This window comes from Stenotrophomonas sp. GbtcB23 (assembly GCF_019091045.1).
GTDB lineage: Bacteria > Pseudomonadota > Gammaproteobacteria > Xanthomonadales > Xanthomonadaceae > Stenotrophomonas > Stenotrophomonas rhizophila_A.
Genome location: NZ_JAGXKC010000018.1, coordinates 36,212 through 52,013, shown reverse-complemented (window position 1 = coordinate 52,013; position 15,802 = coordinate 36,212). Strand labels below are relative to the sequence as shown.

Below are 15,802 nucleotides of genomic sequence, written 5' to 3'. Positions count from 1 at the left end.
CTTTGATCAGATACGGTGAGATGAACATGGCCATCCGCGGTCCCAGACTCGAATTTTCCGTCGGCGCCTTCCTGCTGCTGGCGCTGGCCTCGCTGCTGGTGCTGGCGATGGCATCGACCAACCAGCGCTGGGGCTTCGGCAGCGAGGGCTATGAGCTCAAGGCGCGCTTCACCCAGATCGGCCAGCTGCGCAAACAGGCGCCGGTGAAGATCGGCGGCGTGGTGGTGGGCCAGGTGGGCAACATCGACCTGGACCCGGTCCGCTTCGATTCGATCGTCACCCTGAAGCTGGACCCGAAGTTCAAGGATCTGCCGGCCGATACCTCCGCCGGCATATTCACCAGCGGTTTGCTCGGCGAGAGCTATATCGGACTGCAACCGGGCGGTGACCCGGAGGTGCTCAAGTCCGGTGACGAGATCGTCTTCACCCAGCCGGCCGTGGACCTGATCCAGATGGTTGGCAAGTACATGTTCAGCGGCCCGGGCAATGCCGGCGCCGCTTCCCAGGAAGCTCCCGGCGCGGAAGCGCCGGCAACGGAACCGCAGAAATGAAAAAGACCCTGATTCCGGCGCTGCTCGCTTCGGCCCTGCTCGCCACCCTGCCCTCGATGTCGTTCGCCCAGGCCGCCCCGGCTACCGCCGCCGCGCCGCAGAGCCAGGCCGGCAAGGTGGTGCTGGATGCCAGCACCCGCATCCTGAACACCCTGCAGCAGCGCCGTGCGGAGTTCAGCAAGAACCCGACCGCGCTGCGCAGCTATATCGACAGCGAGCTCAACCGCACCTTCGACCGTGATTACGCGGCGCGCCTGGTGCTGGGTCCCAACGCGCGCACGGCTTCGGACGCGGACGTGAAGCTGTTTGCCGATGCCATGGCCGACAACCTGATGCAGCGCTACGGTTCGGCCCTGCTGACCATCCAGGGCAAGCCGAGCTTCCGCCTGAAGGGCGAGCAGCCGCTGCCGGGCAACCGCGGGGTCAAGGTATCGACCGAGCTGCTGCGCGCCGGCAGCGAGTCGACCCCGGTCGAGTACCTGATGCGCAACGTCAACGGCCAGTGGAAGATCTTCGACGTCAATATCGAAGGCATTTCCTACGTGCAGACCTTCCGTACCCAGTTCGACGGCCCGCTGCGCCAGAAGGGCATCCAGGAAGTGGCCAAGGAACTGCGGGGCGGTACCCTGCAGGCCGGGCCGGCCGGTAATGGCAAGTAACGCCACCGTGCAGCTCGACGGTCCGCGCGCCCGGTTCACCGGCGTGCTGGACCGCGATGCGGTCGTGGCGCTGTGGCCGCAGCTGAAGGCCCTCCCCGACAGGATCTCCCAGCTCGACCTGGCGGCGGTGGAGGGCGTGGACAGCGCCGGCCTGGCGCTGCTGGCCGAGCTGTCGGCGCGCGCGCGCGCGAACGGGCGTACGCTGGTTCTCAACGGTACCCCTCCTGGTTTCACCGAACTCAGCGCCGCCTATCGGCTGGCGCCGTCCCTGGATTTCAATGCCCCTTCTGCCGCGAGCTGACATGAACGTCATACGCACCGCCTCCCTTCTCCTGCTGGCCTTGGCGCTGAGTGCCTGTGCAGCCAAGCCGGCCCGCGACAGTGCGCCCGCCAGCGTGGCGGTGGCGCCCGCCTCCGCACCGGCGGCTCCCGCAGCGGCCGACAGCGCCGCCGATGCAGCGACCTCGCCGACCGTCGCCAGCCCTGCAGCACCCGTGGCCGCCGTTGATTCCGCCCAAGGCGATGGCGCCCCCGTGCCGGCCGTCTCGGATGTCGCGCCGACCGGTGCCGAGGACGACTTCGCTGCGCTTTACGGCGGTCCGGCGCCGACCGCCGACGGTGCCGAACCGGGTCGCTCGCCGTACGACCCGTGGGAAGGCTTCAACCGCCGCGTGCACGCGTTCAACAACGTGGTCGACCGCGCGGTCGCGCGCCCGCTGGCCACCGCTTACGTGAATGTCGTGCCGCGCTTCGCACGCACCGGCGTGACCAACTTCTTCAGCAACCTGCGCGCGCCGGTGACCATCACCAACCAGCTGTTGCAGGGCCGCCCCGGGGATGCCTGGGACAGCCTGGGCCGGTTCGTGATGAACTCCACGCTGGGCATCGGTGGTCTCTTCGACCCGGCCAGCCGCGCGCTGGTACCGCGCCGCAGTGAAGACTTCGGCCAGACCCTGGGTGCCTGGGGCTGGCGCAGCTCGCGTTACGTGGAGCTGCCGTTCTTCGGCCCGCGTACCGTGCGCGACGTGTTCGGCCTGGCTGGCGACATTCCGCTGTCGCCGATCCGCACGATCGAGGAAGACAAGGTCCGCATCCCCCTGCAGGGCCTGCAGTTGGTGGACATGCGCTCGCAGCTGCTGGCACTGGATGACATCCGCGATGGCGCCGTGGACGAGTACGCGCTGACCCGCGATGCCTGGCTGCAGCGCCGCAACTACCAGATCCAGAACGACCTGCGCGGCCGCCGTGACCGCGGCAAGGACGCGGACGACGCGCCGATCCCGGTCGACGCGATGCCGATGCCCAACTGGGGCAACTAAGAAAAAACCCCGCTTCGGCGGGGTTTTTTTGTACCTGCCGGATTACAGCACTGCTTCAAGGCCCTTCCTGTCGATCAGGTTCAGCAGCTTCAGCGATGGCCCGCTGGGCCGCTTGTCTCCCTGCTCCCAGCTTCGCACCGTGGAAACGCTGGTGTTCAGGACACCGGCCAGCACGGCTTGGCTGATCTTCAGCATGTCGCGCAGCGCGCGGATCTGCGCACTGCTGTATTCGGGTACAGGTTCAAGGCACAGTGCGTCGTACTGATGCATCCGTCGCTGGTCGATGAAGCCGTGATCCTGCAGGCCGCGGGCAGTGTCATGCACTGCGTCGAGTACCGCACTCCGGGTACCAGCCTTAAGGCTCTTGTTTGCCATGACAGATCTCCTGCACCGCTGCGCAGAGTGCGGCATCGGTCAGATCAAGCTTGCGCATCATGCGGACGAACACCCGCGTCTTGAATACTCGCGTCATGAGTTTACCATACCACTGAGTGGTATGGTAAATCTGAGCATCTGGTCACCTGCGGGCGCATGGGCGCGCAGATGCGAGGCCCCTCAGGCGGCGAGTGCGGCGTCGATGGCGGCGATCAGGCGCGCGTCGTCGGCCGGCACGTCGGGGGCGAAGCGGGCGATGACCTTGCCGTCGCGGCCCACCAGGAACTTCTCGAAGTTCCACAGCACGCCGGGGGCCGGGTTGACGACCAGATCCGGGTACTTGGCGACCGCACCCTGCAGCTTCTCGCGCATCGGACCTTCGCCGGTGGCGGCCGGCTGGGCCTGGGTCAGCTGCTGGTACAGCGGGTGGATGTCATCGCCAGCCACGCTGATCTTGGCGAACATCGGGAAGCTCACGTTGTATTCCAGCTGGCAGAACTGCTGGATGTCAGCGTCGCTGCCCGGCTCCTGGGCCAGGAAATTGTTGGCCGGGAAGCCCAGCACTTCCAGGCCGGCAGCCTGCTTGTCGGCATACAGTGCCTGCAGGCCTTCGTACTGCGGGGTCAGCCCACACTTGGAGGCGACATTGACCACCAGCAGCACCTTGCCGCGGTAGTCGGCCAGCGAACTGGCCTGGCCTTCAATGGTGGAAACGGGAACGTCGTAGACGGTCTGGCTCACGGGAAATCCTGTGCGAAGTGAAAAGGGCACATCGGAGATGTGCCCTGGGAATGGGAATCAATCGACGCAGATCGTGCCCTGGGCCACGCCGTTGTCGATGCGCTGGCGGCAGCCGAAGTTCTGGCTCACGTCGGTCTGGCATACACCACGCGCCTTCGCACCGGCCACGAGTTCGGTTTCGCCGTCGGCCAGGCACTGGCCGGTGCAGTCGGTCTTGGCGCTGCAGGCCTTGCCGGCATCCGCGTACGGCTTCACGCACTGCACCCGCTGCAGGCGGCCGAGCGGCTTCATTTCACCGCCGGCGGCGGCACAGCTGGCCGCATCCGCAACGGCTCCTTCGGTGCCGGGCGTAGTTGCGGTGGTATCGGTCGGGTGGGACGCGGTGCTGCAACCGGCGAGCACGAACATCAGGGACAACATCAAGCCAAAGCGCATCGGTTCAATCCTTTTGGAAACAATGAAGGCGGGGAGTGCAGTGTGCGGGCAGGAGGTGTCAGTCCTGCGCGAGGGTGGTCTCATCCACGCCGGTATCGTCATCGTCGCCGCTGGCATCGCCCAGCAGCAGATCGGTCTGCTCGCTGCCGAGTGATTCCACCCCGCGCAGGCGGCGTTCGATGGTGCGGGTCTTGCGGCTGGCCTCGCCCAGGCTGCGGCCGACCGTGCTGATCTGCTTTTCGGCCTTTTCCAGGATGCCGGCGAACTTGCCGAACTCGCTCTTCACCGCGCCCAGCAGGCTCCACACTTCACTCGAGCGCTGTTCGATGGCCAGGGTGCGGAAGCCCATCTGCAGGCTGTTGAGCAGCGCGGTCACCGTGGTCGGCCCGGCCACCACCACGCGGTGTTCGCGCTGCAGCAGGTCCACCAGCCCCGGGCGGCGGATCACCTCGGCGTACAGGCCTTCGGTAGGCAGGAACATCACCGCGAAATCGGTGGTGTGCGGCGGCACGATGTACTTGTCGCAGATCGACTTGGCCTGGATCCGGATCGCGCGTTCCAGCTGCGCGCCCTGCACGCGTACGCCATCGGCGTCACCCTGCTCCTGCGCATCGAGCAGGCGCTCGTAGTCTTCGCGCGGGAACTTGGAATCGATCGGCAGCCACACCGGGGTGTCCTCGTGGCCGCGCCCGGGCAGGCGCACCGCGATGTCCACCATTTCGCCGCTGTCCGGGCGCACTTTGACGCCGCGTGCGTACTGCTCCTGGGTGAGGGTCTGCTCGAGGATGTTGTCCAGCTGCACTTCGCCCCAGCTGCCGCGGTTCTTGACGTTGGTCAGCACGCGCTTGAGGTCGCCGACGCCGGTGGCCAGCTGCTGCATTTCGCCCAGCCCACGCTGCACCTGTTCCAGGCGGTCGGACACCAGCTGGAATGACGCACCCAGCCGCGCTTCCAGCGTGGTCTGCAGTTTTTCGTCGACGGTGACCCGCATCTGGTCCAGCTTCTGCGCGTTGTCGGCCTGCAGGCTCCGCAGCTGCTGCTCCAGCGTGGCGCGCATTTCGCCCATGCGCTGTTCGTTGCGCTGGGTCATCTCCTGCAGGCGCAGGCCCAGGGATTCGCCGAACCGGTGCTGCGACTGCGTGGCTTCCTCGCGGCCCAGCCGGGCATCGTCGGCCACGGCCTGGCGCAGCGCGGCCATGTGGGCGTCGCTGCGCTGCTGGGCCTGGCCGGCGTCCTCGCGGGCCTTGCGCGCGTCTTCGCCCAGCGCATCGCGCAGCTGGTCCAGGCGCTGGTCGGTGCGGGTGGACAGGTCGGTCAGCGCGCGCGCGAAGGTTTCCAGCCGCGCGTCCTGCTGCCGGCCCAGCCCTTCGAGCTGCTCGCGCAGTTCACTGCGGCCGGTCCGCGCTTCTTCGCGCAGGCTCTGCTCAAGGTCGCCATGGCCGGAACGCCGCAGCAGGGCCACCAGCTGCAGGATGAGGACGGCACACAGCAGGCCGCCAAGGATGAGGAATTCAGGTTGCATGGAAGAAGTGTAGGCTGAGCCGGTCTCATTCGCTGCGCCGGATCGCTCCATGCTGGATCTTCTGGGAAAGTCGACGTCGATCAACGTGCGCAAGGTGCAGTGGCTGTGCGCCGAGCTGGGCCTGCAGTACCGGCAGCTCGGGGCCGACGGCCACGATGCGGATTTCCTCGCGGCCCTGCACCCGCTCAACCCGAACGGCCAGGTGCCGGTGATCCGCGATGGCGACTTCGTGCTGTGGGAATCCAACAGCATCTGCCGCTACCTGGCCGCGGCAGCCGGCCGCCACGACCTGCTGCCGCGCGACCCGCGGTCCCGGGCCCGGGTGGAGCAATGGATGGACTGGCAGGCCACCGACCTCAACACCGCCTGGCGGCACGTGTTCATGGCCCGCGTGCGCCAGCACCCGGCCTACCCTGACGATGGCGCCGCGCAGGCCAGCCTGGTGCAGTGGAACCGGCTCATGCAGCACCTGGATCAGCAGCTGGCCGGGACCGGCGCCTACGTGGCCGGCGAGGACTTCACCCTCGCCGACATCGTGCTGGGGCTTTCCACCCAGCGCTGGCGGCTGACCCCGGGCGACAAACCCGAACTGCCGGCCGTGGCGGCGTGGTTCCACCGCCTCGGCCCGCGCCCCGGGTTTGCCCGCCACTGCGACAACGGCGTGGCCTGAGGCTCAGAAGCCTTCCAGCACCACCTTGCCCACCGCGCGGTGGCTTTCGATGTGCGCATGCGCGCGGCGCAGGTTGGCCGCGTCGATGCGGCCGTAGTTCTCGCCCAGCGTGGTGCGCAGCACGCCGCTGTCGACCAGCTCGGCCACCCGGTTGAGCAGCACGTGCTGCTGTTGCAGGTCGGGCGTGCTGAAGCTGGAGCGGGTGAACATCGATTCCCAGTGCAGCGACAGGCTCTTGCGCTTGAGCGCCATCACATCGAGCTGGCCGGGATCGTCGATCAGGGCCAGCTGGCCCTGCGGTGCCAGCGCGGCCACGATCTGCGCGTAGTGCTGGTCGGTGTGGGTGAGGCTGGCCACGTGGGTGACGCTCTCGATCCCGATCCGCACCAGGCCTTCGGTCAGCAGCTGGCTGTGGTCGATGACGTGGTGGGCCCCCAGCGCGTACACCCAGTCCTGGGTGTCCGGGCGCGAGGCAGTGCCGATCACGGTCAGCCGGGTCAGCTGGCGCGCCAGCTGGACCAGGATCGAGCCCACCCCGCCGGCGGCGCCGATCACCAGCAGGGTTTGGCCTTCGCCACCACCTTCGGCGATGCGGAGGCGGTCGAACAACAGCTCCCACGCGGTGATCGCGGTCAGCGGCAGCGCGGCAGCCGCCGCATCGTCCAGGCTGGTCGGCTTGCGGCCCACGATGCGCTCGTCCACCAGCTGGTACTCGGCGTTGCTGCCCGGCCGGTTGATGTCGCCGGCGTAGAAGACCGCATCACCCGGCTGGAACAGGGTCACCTCGCTGCCCACCGCGTCCACGATGCCTACCGCGTCCCAGCCCAGCACGCGCGGGGCCTCGACGGCCACGCCACGGCGGACCTTGGTGTCCACCGGGTTCACCGACACCGCGCGCACCTGCACGCGCAGGTCGCGCGGGCCCGGGGTCGGCACTGGCAGGGTGATGTCGACCAGCGCCGTCGGGTCGGTGATGGGCAGGCCGTGCTGGGTATAGGCGATGGCTTTCATGGGAAGGTCCTTGGATGAGGCGCTCAGGTTGGCTTGCCCGGCCCCAGCCGGAAAGGCGCAGAATGCAGCAGCACTTTCACTCCTGGAATGAAAATGGTCCGCTTCGAGGATCTTCAGCTGTTCGTCCGCACCGCCGCGCTGGGCAGCTTCTCCAGTGCAGCGCGCGAGGCCGACCTGCTGCCCGGCCAGGTAGCCGCCGCCGTGGCCCGGCTGGAGCGGGAGCTGGACCTGCGCCTGTTCGTGCGTTCCACCCGCAGCCTGCGCCTCACCGCTGAAGGCGTGCTCTATCTACCGTATGCCCAGGACCTGCTGGACACCCTGCACGAGGGCCAGGCCCGGGTGCGCGGCGAAGATGCCGAGCTGCGCGGCGTGCTGCAGGTGGCCGCGCCCTCTGATCTCGGCCGCAATGTGCTGCTGCCCTGGCTGACCGAGTTCCGTACTGCGCACCCGAAGCTGCAGCTGCGCCTGCTGTTGTCCGACCAGGTGGCCGACGTGTTCCGCGACCCGGTGGATATCGCGTTCCGGCTGGGCCGCTTCGACACCGCCAGCTACGTGGCGCTGCCGCTGCTGCCGGGCAACCGGCGCGTGCTGTGCGCCGCACCGGCCTACCTGGAGCGGCAGGGTACGCCGGCCTCGCTGGACGCACTCAAGGACCACCACTGCCTGGTCTACCAGCTGGCCGGGCGTCCTTACGACCGCTGGAGTTTCGAACAGGACGGGCGGCGCGTGGTGGTACCGGTGCGCGGCCAGCTGGTGTGCGATGACGCTGACGTCGTGCGGCGCTGGGCGGTGGCGGGCGAAGGGATCGTGTTCAAGTCGTGGCTGGATGTGGCCGACGATGTGCGCGCCGGGCGCCTGCAGGTGCTGATGGGGGGCGCAGGCGACAGCCTGCCGTTGAACCTGGTGTGCCCGCACCGCAAACAGTTTTCGCCCGCGATCCGCCAGCTGCATGCGTTGTGCGCCCAGCGCCTGCAGCAGATGCTGGCCGATCTGCCGGGACGTGCGCCGTAGCGCTGTCGGCAGCGGGCCGGGTAGCCGACAATGGCGGCCCCCCGAAGTCGAGTCACCGCCATGCCGTGGATGGGCATCCAGGACCTGTGGACCTTTGTCATCGCCGTGCTGGTGTTCCTGGCGCTGCCCGGGCCGGGCACCTTCACCCTGCTCACCGCCACCGGGCGCGGTGGCGTGCGCGGCGGCTATACCGCGCTGTTCGGGCTGCTGCTCGGCGACCAGATCCTGATGTGGCTGGCGGTGGCCGGCGTGGCGGCCCTGCTCAAGGCCAACCCGCTGGTGTTCCACGCGGTGCAGTACCTCGGTGCGGCCTATCTGGTGTGGGTGGGCATCGGCCTGCTGCGGCCCGCGCCGGCCAGCGGTGACACCGGCGGCATCCGGCTGCAGCCGGGGCACTACTTCCGCCAGGCGGTGCTGATCAGCCTGCTCAACCCCAAGGCGATCATCTTCTACATGGCGTTCCTGCCGCTGTTCATCGACCCGGCGCGGCACCAGGGCGTGGTGACGTTCGCGACCATGGCCACGCTGATCTTCGTGCTCAGCCTGGCGTACTGCTCGGTGCTGATCGGGGTGGGCAACCTGTTGCGCCGTCGGATCATCCAGCACCCGCGTGTGGGGGTAGTACTGAAACGCGTCGCGGGGGTTTTCCTGATCGGGTTTGGCGTGCGCCTGGGGCTGAGTGGCTGAACCCTTGTCGGGGTGGGCGTTTCGCCTGCATTGCCGGCGCGCGGCGATAGGCAACGTCATCGAAATTGCCCTCGGCGATCGATAGCGCGTAATTCTTCCCAGGCGCCGGCAGGTGTCAAATCGTTGCCATCGCGGGCATCCGACCCGTGGCGAGGCAACCGCGAGATGACCACTCCCATGTACTTCGTGCAGCACCTGGCCGGCCACGACGAGCGCCTGCTGGCATTGAGCACCGACCGCGTCGACCTGGCCCATCCGTCGGTCCAGCGGATCGTGGCGGACCTGCAGCCGCTGGATCGCATCGAGCTCCGGGGCTGCCGCTTCGATTGCGCCGCCAGCCTGTTGCTGGGGCTGCGCCGGCGCATCTGCGAAGCCGAGGCCGACGCCTGCGGCTGGCGGGTATTCGATGAACGGGGGGTTCTGCGCTGCAAGAAGCTTCCCGACGACACCTGCGTGATCTATCCACAGGGCGCCGACGATGTGGCGCGCTGGGGCCCGTTGATCGCGGCCAGCCGTGTTGTGCCAGATTCGTCAAGGCGGGCTATTTGAAATGATCGTCAAGGGATTCACGACGTCCAGCAGTAGTAATGGTGCGCCGCGTTCGGTCACACTCGGAAAATTGTCGATACCAGTCACTCTGTGAGGTTCCATGTCATCGCTGCTACGGCGCAAGCCGCTCGATTCCGTCACCGTCCATGAAGCCGGCAGGAGCCTGGTTCGTACCCTCAGCTGGCCGCACCTGATCGCCATGGGCATCGGTGCCATCGTCGGTACCGGCATCTACACGCTGATCGGCGTGGGTGCCAATCTCGCCGGCCCCGCGGTACTGATCTCCTTCGCCATCGCCGGTGCGGTCTGCGCCTGCGCGGCGCTGTCCTACGCCGAGTTGTCCACCATGATGCCGGCCGCCGGCAGCGCTTACACCTACAGCTACACCGCGCTGGGCGAAGTCTTCGCCTGGGTGGTCGGCTGGAGCCTGATCCTGGAGTACTCACTGGTGGTGAGTACCGTGGCGGTGGGGTGGTCGGGGTATTTCGTCGGCTTCCTGGAATGGATACACGGCAACACCGGCATCGACCTTCGGCTGCCGTTGGCGCTCTCGGCCGGCCCGCACGTGGAAGGCGGCGTGTTCAACCTGCCCGCGGTGCTCATCACCTGGGTGGTCGCCGGCGGCCTGATGCTGGGCACCAAGGAAAGCGCCACGCTCAATGCGATCCTGGTGGTGCTGAAGATCATCGCGCTGGGCGTGTTCGTCGCCGTGGCGCTGCCCGCGTTCGATTCAGCCAACCTGCACCCGTTCATGCCGCACGGCTTTGCCAAGTCGCTGGGCCCGGATGGCGTGGAGCGTGGGGTGATGGCCGCGGCCGCCATCATCTTCTTCGCCTTCTACGGCTTCGATGCCATCTCCACCGCCGCTGAAGAAACCAAGAACCCGGGCCGTGATCTGTCGATCGGCATCATCGGCTCGATGGTCGGCTGCACCATCATCTACATGCTGGTGGCGCTGGCCGCCGTTGGCGCGATGAGCTACGCGGTGTTTGGCAGCAGCGCCGAACCGCTGGCCCTGATCATGCGTGAACTGGGCCAGCCCAAGGCGGCGGCGGTCATCGGTGTGGTGGCCATCGTTGCGCTGCCCACCGTGCTGCTGGCCTTCCTGTTCGGCCAGAGCCGCGTGTTCTTCGTCATGGGCCGCGACGGCCTGCTGCCGCGCGGCCTGTCGGCAGTGAACAAGCGCACCGGTACCCCGGTGGCCACCACGTTGTTCAGCGCTGCCGTGGTCTCGGCCCTGGCCGGCGTGGCGCGGCTGGACGAAATTGCCGCGCTGGCCAATGCCGGCACGCTGGCGGCCTTCACTGCCGTGGGTATCTGCCTGGTGGTGATGCGCAAGCGTGCACCGGATGCCAAGCGCACCTTCCGCACGCCGATCGCCTGGTTCATCGGCCCGGCCGCCGCGCTGGGCTGCATCTACCTGTTCATCAGCCTGCCGAGCAGCACCCAGCTGTACTTCCTGATCTGGAACGTGATCGGCCTGGCCGTCTATTTCCTCTACAGCCGCCGCAATGCGCTGATCGGCCGTTGAGGCCTTGACGGTAAGGGTGCCGGGCGTTGCCCGGCACCCCAACGGTCATTTTTTGTTGGCATGATCCTGCGCCTGCTGCAGCACACGCAGCAGGTTGCCGCCCCAGATCCCCGCGATCTGTTTCTCGGTGTAGCCCTTGCGCAGCAGCCAGGCGGTGATCTTCGGTAGATCGCTCACGTCCTGCAGGTCGGTAAGCCCGCCGCCGCCGTCCCAGTCCAGCCCGATACCCACATGCTCGGGGCCGACCACGCCCAGGATGTGTTCGAAGTGGGCGAAGAAGTCGTCCAGGGTTGCCTTGCGCAGTGGCAGGCGCTGGTCGATCTCGGCCAGGCCCTGCTTCAGCTGCACGCCCTGGGCCATGCTCAGGTCGTCGTAATCGGCGCCGATCTGCTTCATCAGGGCGTCTTCGGCCTGCGTTCGCGCCGCGTTCTTGCCGGTGTCGATCAGGTAGCCGCCATAGGCATTCACCTGGATCACCCCGCCGGCCTTGGCCAGCTGCTTCAGGCGCACGTCGTCCAGGTTGCGCGGGTGGTTGTAGATTGCCTTGGCCGAACTGTGCGACAGCACGAACGGCACCGGCATGCGCTGGATCAGGTCATCGAACACCGCATCGGAGGCATGCGACTGGTCGATCACGATGCCGAGCCGTACCGCTTCGTCCACCAATGCCTTGCCGGCCGGGCTCAGGCCCTTCCATTCGGCGCCTTTGGTGTCGGTGGCCGAATCGGCAAACTCGTTGTTGGCGAAGTGCACCGTGCTGAGCAGGCGCAGGCCGGCCTGGTGGTAGAAGCTGAGCAACGTGGGGTCGTCGACCAGCGGGCTGGCGTTTTCCATGCTGATGTACACCACGCGCTTGCCGGCCGCCTTGATCCGGGCGGCGTCGGCGGCGGTCAGTGCCAGCGCGAAGGTCTCCGGATGCGCAGCGAGCATCTCGCGGATTTCCATCAACCGCAGCAGGCCCGCATCGCGGTCGTGCTGGTGTGCGGCCGGGCTGCGGTCGCCCTGGTCGGTGTAGATGGCCCAGAACCCGCCATCCAGCGCGCCGTCCACCATACGCGGTAGATCCACCTGCGACAGCGCGTTGTGGTCGTGTCGCTGCTGGATGTCGAAGCCTTCCCGGTGGAAGTTCGCCGGCGTGTCCAGATGGCTGTCGAGGGTAAGCAGTTTCTTCTGCAGGGTGGCAGCGCGCGCAAGCTCCTGCGCGCTGAACTCGATGGCGTGGGCCGACAGCGGCGCACACAGCGCCAGTGACACCAGCAGGGACAGGCTGCGCAACGTCATGACGCCTCTCTTCGGATGGGAATGCGTCAGACCATAGCAAAGCGTACCGACCAACGGTCGGTACCTACCATGCCACTTCGCGGTAGGTGCCGACCGTTGGTCGGCACGCGAAGGTCAATCGAGGACGCGGCAGAACACGGCCTTGAGGTAACGCGATTCCTGCACGTGGGCCATGAACGGATGATCCGGGCCGGCGCCGGCGACCTTCAGGATCTGGATGGTGCGCCCGGAGTAGAACGCCGCGCGACGCAGCATGTCCAGGAACTGGTCCTCGGCCACCAGGCCGGTGCACGAGAACGTGGCGAACAGGCCACCCGGCTTGACCACGCCCAGCGCCAGCTTGTTCATGTCCAGGTACTTCTTCAGCGCAGTGATCACCTGGTCGCGGTCGCGGGTCATCTTCGCCGGATCCAGGATCACCACGTCGAACTGCTCGCCGCGGTTGGCCGCGTCGCGCAGCCACGGGAAGATGTCGGACTGCACGAAGCGTGGGCGCACGTTGTTCAGGCGCGCATTGCCCTTGGCGATGGCGATCACGTCTTCGTCGATGTCGATGCCCAGCACATCAGAGGCACCGCGCGCGGCCGCGTACACCGCAAAGCCACCGGTGTTGCAGCACAGGTCCAGCACCGACTTGCCTTCCACTTCCTGGCTCAGCCACTGGCGGTTTTCGCGCTGGTCGGCGAAGAAGCCGGTCTTGTGCGCACCGGCCGGGTCGGCGCGGAACTTCACGCCGTACTCGGTGATCACCGCTGCTTCGGTGGTGGTGTTGCCGTGGAAGTCGAAGCTTTCCTGCTTCTGCACGTGTTCGTCGGCGAAGCTGTGGAAGCGGCAGCCTGGGAACTGCTCGCGCAGCGCCTCGTAGACCCATTCGCGGTGGCGGAACATGCCGGCGGCGAAGAACTCCACCACCACCAGGTCGCCGTAGCGGTCCACCACCAGGCCGGACAGGCCGTCGCCCTCGCTGTGCACCACGCGCCAGGCATCGGAAATCGTGTCCAGCTTCAGGACATCACGGCGCAGCGACACCGCCTGGGCGATCTTCCGCGAGAACCAGCCGGCATCGACGGGGACGCGCTGGTCGGTCTCGAGGATACGCACGGCGATGCGCGAATGACCGTTGTAGAAGCCACGCCCGATCCACTCCCCATCCACGCCGACCACGTCGACGATGGCGCCGGGTTTCGGGCGGACGGCGGGCTTTTCGACCAGTTTCTGGAAGATCCACGGGTGGCTGGAGCGCCAGGCGTTTTTAAGGCGGACAACGGGATTGGGGACGGTATTCATCTGCCTATTGTAGACGGGCCCTATGGCCCGGCAGGCCGCCGATTTGACGCCAACCCATTCAGCCCGCAGAATCGGCCCCAGAAGGGGAGTAGCTCCCAGACGTTGTCGCCGTCAATTCGAGCCCGCAGGCTCCGGTGCAACGGCAGTCCCACCCGGTGGGACTGCGAGCGAGACCTTCGCCGTATGGCGAAGCTCTGTCCCCGGATCCCCTCCGATCCTCCGTTGCAGATCCTCGCCGTCCGGCTTGAGGCATTTCATTCATTCAACGGACAAACTCATGCAGACGATCGGTAATTTGTGGTTATGGGGCGGCTTCGGCGCGGTGGTGATCATCGCGCTGCTGGTCGATCTGGTACTGATGCGACACGGCGGCCCGCACAAGGTGACCTTCAAGGAGGCCCTGTGGTGGTCAATCGGCTGGGTGGTGCTGGCCCTGGCCTTCAACGGTGGCCTCTGGTACTACCTGAACGAGACCGCCGGCCAGGTAGTGGCAAACAAGGTCGGCCTGGAGTTCCTGACCGGTTACCTGGTCGAGAAGGCCCTGGCGGTGGACAACATCTTCGTGTTCCTCATGATCATGGGTTACTTCGCGGTACCCGAGGAACAGCGGCAGAAGGTGCTGATCATCGGCATCCTGGGTGCGATCGTGCTGCGTACGATCATGATCTTCGCCGGCAGCGTGCTGCTCACCAAGTTCCATTGGCTGCTCTACGTGTTCGGTGCGTTCCTGCTCTTCACCGGCTGGAAGATGTGGTTCTCGGCCGGGCAGGAGCCTGACCTGGAGACCAACCCGGCCCTGCGCTGGATGCGCAAGCACCTGCGCCTGCTGCCCGATTACGCCGGCAATGCCATGAGCGTCATGCGCGACGGCAAGCGCTGGTACACCCCGCTGTTCGTGGTGCTGATCCTGATTGCCGTCACCGACGTGATCTTCGCGGTGGACAGCATCCCGGCGATCTTCGCCATCACCACCGACCCGTTCATCGTGCTCACCTCCAACGTGTTCGCGGTGCTGGGCCTGCGCGCCATGTTCTTCCTGCTGGCCGGCATGGCCGATCGCTTCCACCTGCTGCCGTACGGCCTGGCCCTGGTGCTGGCCTTCATCGGCGCCAAGATGATGCTGATCGACATCTTCAAGATCCCCACCCCGATCTCGCTGGGCGTGGTAGCGGTGATCATTGCCGCCACCGTGGTGCTGAGCCTGAAGAACCCGCCGAAGACCGGCGACGCGTAACCCCTGATTGCCGCCGGCGGGATTGTCCCGTCGGCGGCACCTCTGTCTCCCGTCGCGTTGCCCTTGTGTTCAGGCTGGCGCGACGCAATCCCTTTGGGTATGAACGCCAACCTGCCCCTGCCTGCCGGCGAGCCGCCGGTCTCTCCCCGCAACGACCGCGGCCGCGTGGTGCGGGCGTTCAACCTGAGCCTGGCCTTCGTGCTGGTGCTGGTGGCGGTATTCACCGCGCAGGGCCACTTCGATTGGCGCCCCTGGGCTGTGGCCCCGCTGGAAAGCGACGGCCTGCTGGGCATCCTCGGTGCGCCGCTGCTGCATGGTTCGGTCCAGCACTTGGCCGCCAATAGCTTTGCTCTATTAATTCTTGGCACTTTGGCAGGCAGCGTCTATCCAAAGGCGACCCTGCGGGCCTTCCCGCTGCTGTGGATCGGCTCCGGGCTGGGCGCCTGGCTCCTCGGCGATATCGGCAGCCGCCACCTGGGCGCCAGCGGCATCACCCACGGCCTGATGTTCCTGGTGTTCGTGCTGGGCCTGCTGCGTCGGGACCGCCCCGCCATTGCCGCCGGCCTGATCGCCTTCCTGTTCTACGGCAGCATGCTCATCACCATCCTCCCGCATGAGCCGGGGGTGTCCTGGCAGTCGCACATGGGTGGCGCCTTCGCCGGCATCATCAGCGCGCTGCTGTTCCGCCTGTCCGACCCGATGGCCCCGCGCAAGCGTTACAGCTGGGAAGAGGAAGACGAGGACGCGCTGGAGGCACAGCGCGACAGCGACCTCGAGCCGCCCTCCCCGCACCGCGTGCCGGTGCTGTGGCAGCCGCGCGAAGGGCAGGATTTCGTCGTGTTGCCGTTCCGCCCGCGGGATTCGGATTCCTCCCGGTAGGCGTCGCAAGAAACCTTAATGCCGTTCCTAACGTCGCTTGCGACGGCCCGAAGGGTGCCC

General features: G+C 67.0%; 17 protein-coding genes and 1 pseudogene. 11 read left to right on the top strand and 7 right to left on the bottom strand.

From position 1 onward, the window contains the following. The first annotated feature begins 26 nt into the window (after positions 1-26). Genes mlaD through KVS69_RS09565 form a run of 4 tightly spaced genes read left to right on the top strand, consistent with a single transcriptional unit; the run spans position 27 to position 2,529 of the window. Entirely contained in the window at positions 27-551 is a 525-nt protein-coding gene (gene mlaD / locus KVS69_RS09580; RefSeq protein ID WP_068854468.1) for an outer membrane lipid asymmetry maintenance protein MlaD, read from the top strand. Then, positions 548-1,210 carry an ABC transporter substrate-binding protein gene (locus tag KVS69_RS09575; RefSeq protein ID WP_217537887.1) on the top strand — a complete coding sequence of 221 codons (663 nt, stop codon included), beginning with the start codon at positions 548-550 and terminating at the stop codon, positions 1,208-1,210. Before mlaD ends, KVS69_RS09575 begins: the two co-directional genes overlap by 4 nt. Further along, on the top strand, positions 1,200-1,511 hold the full coding sequence (locus KVS69_RS09570; protein ID WP_217537886.1) for an STAS domain-containing protein: 312 nt from the start codon (positions 1,200-1,202) through the stop codon (positions 1,509-1,511). The genes KVS69_RS09575 and KVS69_RS09570 overlap by 11 nt, the downstream gene beginning before the upstream one ends. Before the next feature lies 1 nt (position 1,512). After that, positions 1,513-2,529 carry a VacJ family lipoprotein gene (locus KVS69_RS09565; protein WP_217537885.1) on the top strand — a complete coding sequence of 339 codons (1,017 nt, stop codon included), beginning with the start codon at positions 1,513-1,515 and terminating at the stop codon, positions 2,527-2,529. Between the two features lie 42 nt (positions 2,530-2,571). Here KVS69_RS09565 and KVS69_RS09560 read toward each other — a convergent pair whose 3' ends face one another. The 4 genes from KVS69_RS09560 to rmuC form a co-directional block, all read right to left on the bottom strand. Further along, the gene (locus tag KVS69_RS09560) at positions 2,572-2,904 is read right to left on the bottom strand and encodes a helix-turn-helix domain-containing protein (RefSeq protein ID WP_095362372.1); all 333 of its coding nucleotides are present in this window, start codon (positions 2,902-2,904) and stop codon (positions 2,572-2,574) included. A 180-nt stretch (positions 2,905-3,084) separates the two neighbouring features. Then, the gene (locus tag KVS69_RS09550) at positions 3,085-3,645 is read right to left on the bottom strand and encodes a glutathione peroxidase (RefSeq protein WP_217537883.1); all 561 of its coding nucleotides are present in this window, start codon (positions 3,643-3,645) and stop codon (positions 3,085-3,087) included. 57 nt (positions 3,646-3,702) lie between these two features. Next, complete coding sequence (locus KVS69_RS09545; RefSeq protein WP_217537882.1) at positions 3,703-4,080, bottom strand: hypothetical protein; 378 nt, start codon at positions 4,078-4,080, stop codon at positions 3,703-3,705. 58 nt (positions 4,081-4,138) lie between these two features. After that, positions 4,139-5,602, bottom strand: coding sequence for a DNA recombination protein RmuC (gene rmuC, locus KVS69_RS09540; protein ID WP_095362376.1), 1,464 nt, complete (start codon positions 5,600-5,602; stop codon positions 4,139-4,141). A gap of 49 nt (positions 5,603-5,651) precedes the next feature. Here rmuC and KVS69_RS09535 point away from each other — a divergent pair, with 49 nt between their 5' ends. After that, on the top strand, positions 5,652-6,272 hold the full coding sequence (locus KVS69_RS09535) for a glutathione S-transferase N-terminal domain-containing protein (RefSeq protein WP_068847989.1): 621 nt from the start codon (positions 5,652-5,654) through the stop codon (positions 6,270-6,272). 3 nt (positions 6,273-6,275) lie between these two features. Here the strand turns inward: KVS69_RS09535 and KVS69_RS09530 are convergent, their stop codons facing one another. Then, positions 6,276-7,283: a zinc-binding alcohol dehydrogenase family protein gene (locus KVS69_RS09530; protein ID WP_217537881.1), complete on the bottom strand. Its 1,008-nt coding sequence runs from the start codon at positions 7,281-7,283 to the stop codon at positions 6,276-6,278. Between the two features lie 87 nt (positions 7,284-7,370). Here KVS69_RS09530 and KVS69_RS09525 point away from each other — a divergent pair. The 4 genes and pseudogenes from KVS69_RS09525 to KVS69_RS09510 form a co-directional block, all read left to right on the top strand. Next, positions 7,371-8,338, top strand: a pseudogene (locus tag KVS69_RS09525) (LysR family transcriptional regulator); the annotation flags it as partial. A gap of 16 nt (positions 8,339-8,354) precedes the next feature. Beyond that, positions 8,355-8,981 carry a leucine efflux protein LeuE gene (gene leuE, locus KVS69_RS09520; protein WP_217537879.1) on the top strand — a complete coding sequence of 209 codons (627 nt, stop codon included), beginning with the start codon at positions 8,355-8,357 and terminating at the stop codon, positions 8,979-8,981. Between the two features lie 177 nt (positions 8,982-9,158). Next, positions 9,159-9,530: a hypothetical protein gene (locus KVS69_RS09515; RefSeq protein WP_217537878.1), complete on the top strand. Its 372-nt coding sequence runs from the start codon at positions 9,159-9,161 to the stop codon at positions 9,528-9,530. Positions 9,531-9,630: 100 nt separating this feature from the next. Further along, on the top strand, positions 9,631-11,061 hold the full coding sequence (locus KVS69_RS09510) for an amino acid permease (protein ID WP_217537877.1): 1,431 nt from the start codon (positions 9,631-9,633) through the stop codon (positions 11,059-11,061). Positions 11,062-11,106: 45 nt separating this feature from the next. On the opposite strand, the gene KVS69_RS09505 is transcribed toward KVS69_RS09510, so the two are convergent. Further along, on the bottom strand, positions 11,107-12,342 hold the full coding sequence (locus KVS69_RS09505) for a membrane dipeptidase (RefSeq protein WP_217537876.1): 1,236 nt from the start codon (positions 12,340-12,342) through the stop codon (positions 11,107-11,109). Between the two features lie 114 nt (positions 12,343-12,456). Continuing rightward, positions 12,457-13,629: a class I SAM-dependent rRNA methyltransferase gene (locus tag KVS69_RS09500; RefSeq protein ID WP_210132876.1), complete on the bottom strand. Its 1,173-nt coding sequence runs from the start codon at positions 13,627-13,629 to the stop codon at positions 12,457-12,459. 277 nt (positions 13,630-13,906) lie between these two features. Here KVS69_RS09500 and KVS69_RS09495 point away from each other — a divergent pair, with 277 nt between their 5' ends. Both KVS69_RS09495 and KVS69_RS09490 read left to right on the top strand, forming a co-directional pair. Beyond that, complete coding sequence (locus KVS69_RS09495) at positions 13,907-14,863, top strand: TerC family protein (RefSeq protein ID WP_184126365.1); 957 nt, start codon at positions 13,907-13,909, stop codon at positions 14,861-14,863. Between the two features lie 99 nt (positions 14,864-14,962). Beyond that, entirely contained in the window at positions 14,963-15,742 is a 780-nt protein-coding gene (locus KVS69_RS09490) for a rhomboid family intramembrane serine protease (RefSeq protein WP_217537875.1), read from the top strand. Positions 15,743-15,802: the final 60 nt, after the last annotated feature.

Excerpts from the sequence above, each read along its gene's own strand:
- mlaD (WP_068854468.1), top strand. The coding sequence starts at position 27 with ATGGCCATCCGCGGTCCCAGACTCGAATTTTCCGTCGGCGCCTTCCTG.
- KVS69_RS09575 (WP_217537887.1), top strand. The coding sequence starts at position 548 with ATGAAAAAGACCCTGATTCCGGCGCTGCTCGCTTCGGCCCTGCTCGCC.
- KVS69_RS09570 (WP_217537886.1), top strand. The coding sequence starts at position 1,200 with ATGGCAAGTAACGCCACCGTGCAGCTCGACGGTCCGCGCGCCCGGTTC.
- KVS69_RS09565 (WP_217537885.1), top strand. The coding sequence starts at position 1,513 with ATGAACGTCATACGCACCGCCTCCCTTCTCCTGCTGGCCTTGGCGCTG.
- KVS69_RS09560 (WP_095362372.1), bottom strand. The coding sequence starts at position 2,904 with ATGGCAAACAAGAGCCTTAAGGCTGGTACCCGGAGTGCGGTACTCGAC.
- KVS69_RS09545 (WP_217537882.1), bottom strand. The coding sequence starts at position 4,080 with ATGCGCTTTGGCTTGATGTTGTCCCTGATGTTCGTGCTCGCCGGTTGC.
- rmuC (WP_095362376.1), bottom strand. The coding sequence starts at position 5,602 with ATGCAACCTGAATTCCTCATCCTTGGCGGCCTGCTGTGTGCCGTCCTC.
- KVS69_RS09535 (WP_068847989.1), top strand. The coding sequence starts at position 5,652 with ATGCTGGATCTTCTGGGAAAGTCGACGTCGATCAACGTGCGCAAGGTG.
- KVS69_RS09530 (WP_217537881.1), bottom strand. The coding sequence starts at position 7,283 with ATGAAAGCCATCGCCTATACCCAGCACGGCCTGCCCATCACCGACCCG.
- leuE (WP_217537879.1), top strand. The coding sequence starts at position 8,355 with ATGCCGTGGATGGGCATCCAGGACCTGTGGACCTTTGTCATCGCCGTG.
- KVS69_RS09515 (WP_217537878.1), top strand. The coding sequence starts at position 9,159 with ATGTACTTCGTGCAGCACCTGGCCGGCCACGACGAGCGCCTGCTGGCA.
- KVS69_RS09510 (WP_217537877.1), top strand. The coding sequence starts at position 9,631 with ATGTCATCGCTGCTACGGCGCAAGCCGCTCGATTCCGTCACCGTCCAT.
- KVS69_RS09505 (WP_217537876.1), bottom strand. The coding sequence starts at position 12,342 with ATGACGTTGCGCAGCCTGTCCCTGCTGGTGTCACTGGCGCTGTGTGCG.
- KVS69_RS09500 (WP_210132876.1), bottom strand. The coding sequence starts at position 13,629 with ATGAATACCGTCCCCAATCCCGTTGTCCGCCTTAAAAACGCCTGGCGC.
- KVS69_RS09495 (WP_184126365.1), top strand. The coding sequence starts at position 13,907 with ATGCAGACGATCGGTAATTTGTGGTTATGGGGCGGCTTCGGCGCGGTG.
- KVS69_RS09490 (WP_217537875.1), top strand. The coding sequence starts at position 14,963 with ATGAACGCCAACCTGCCCCTGCCTGCCGGCGAGCCGCCGGTCTCTCCC.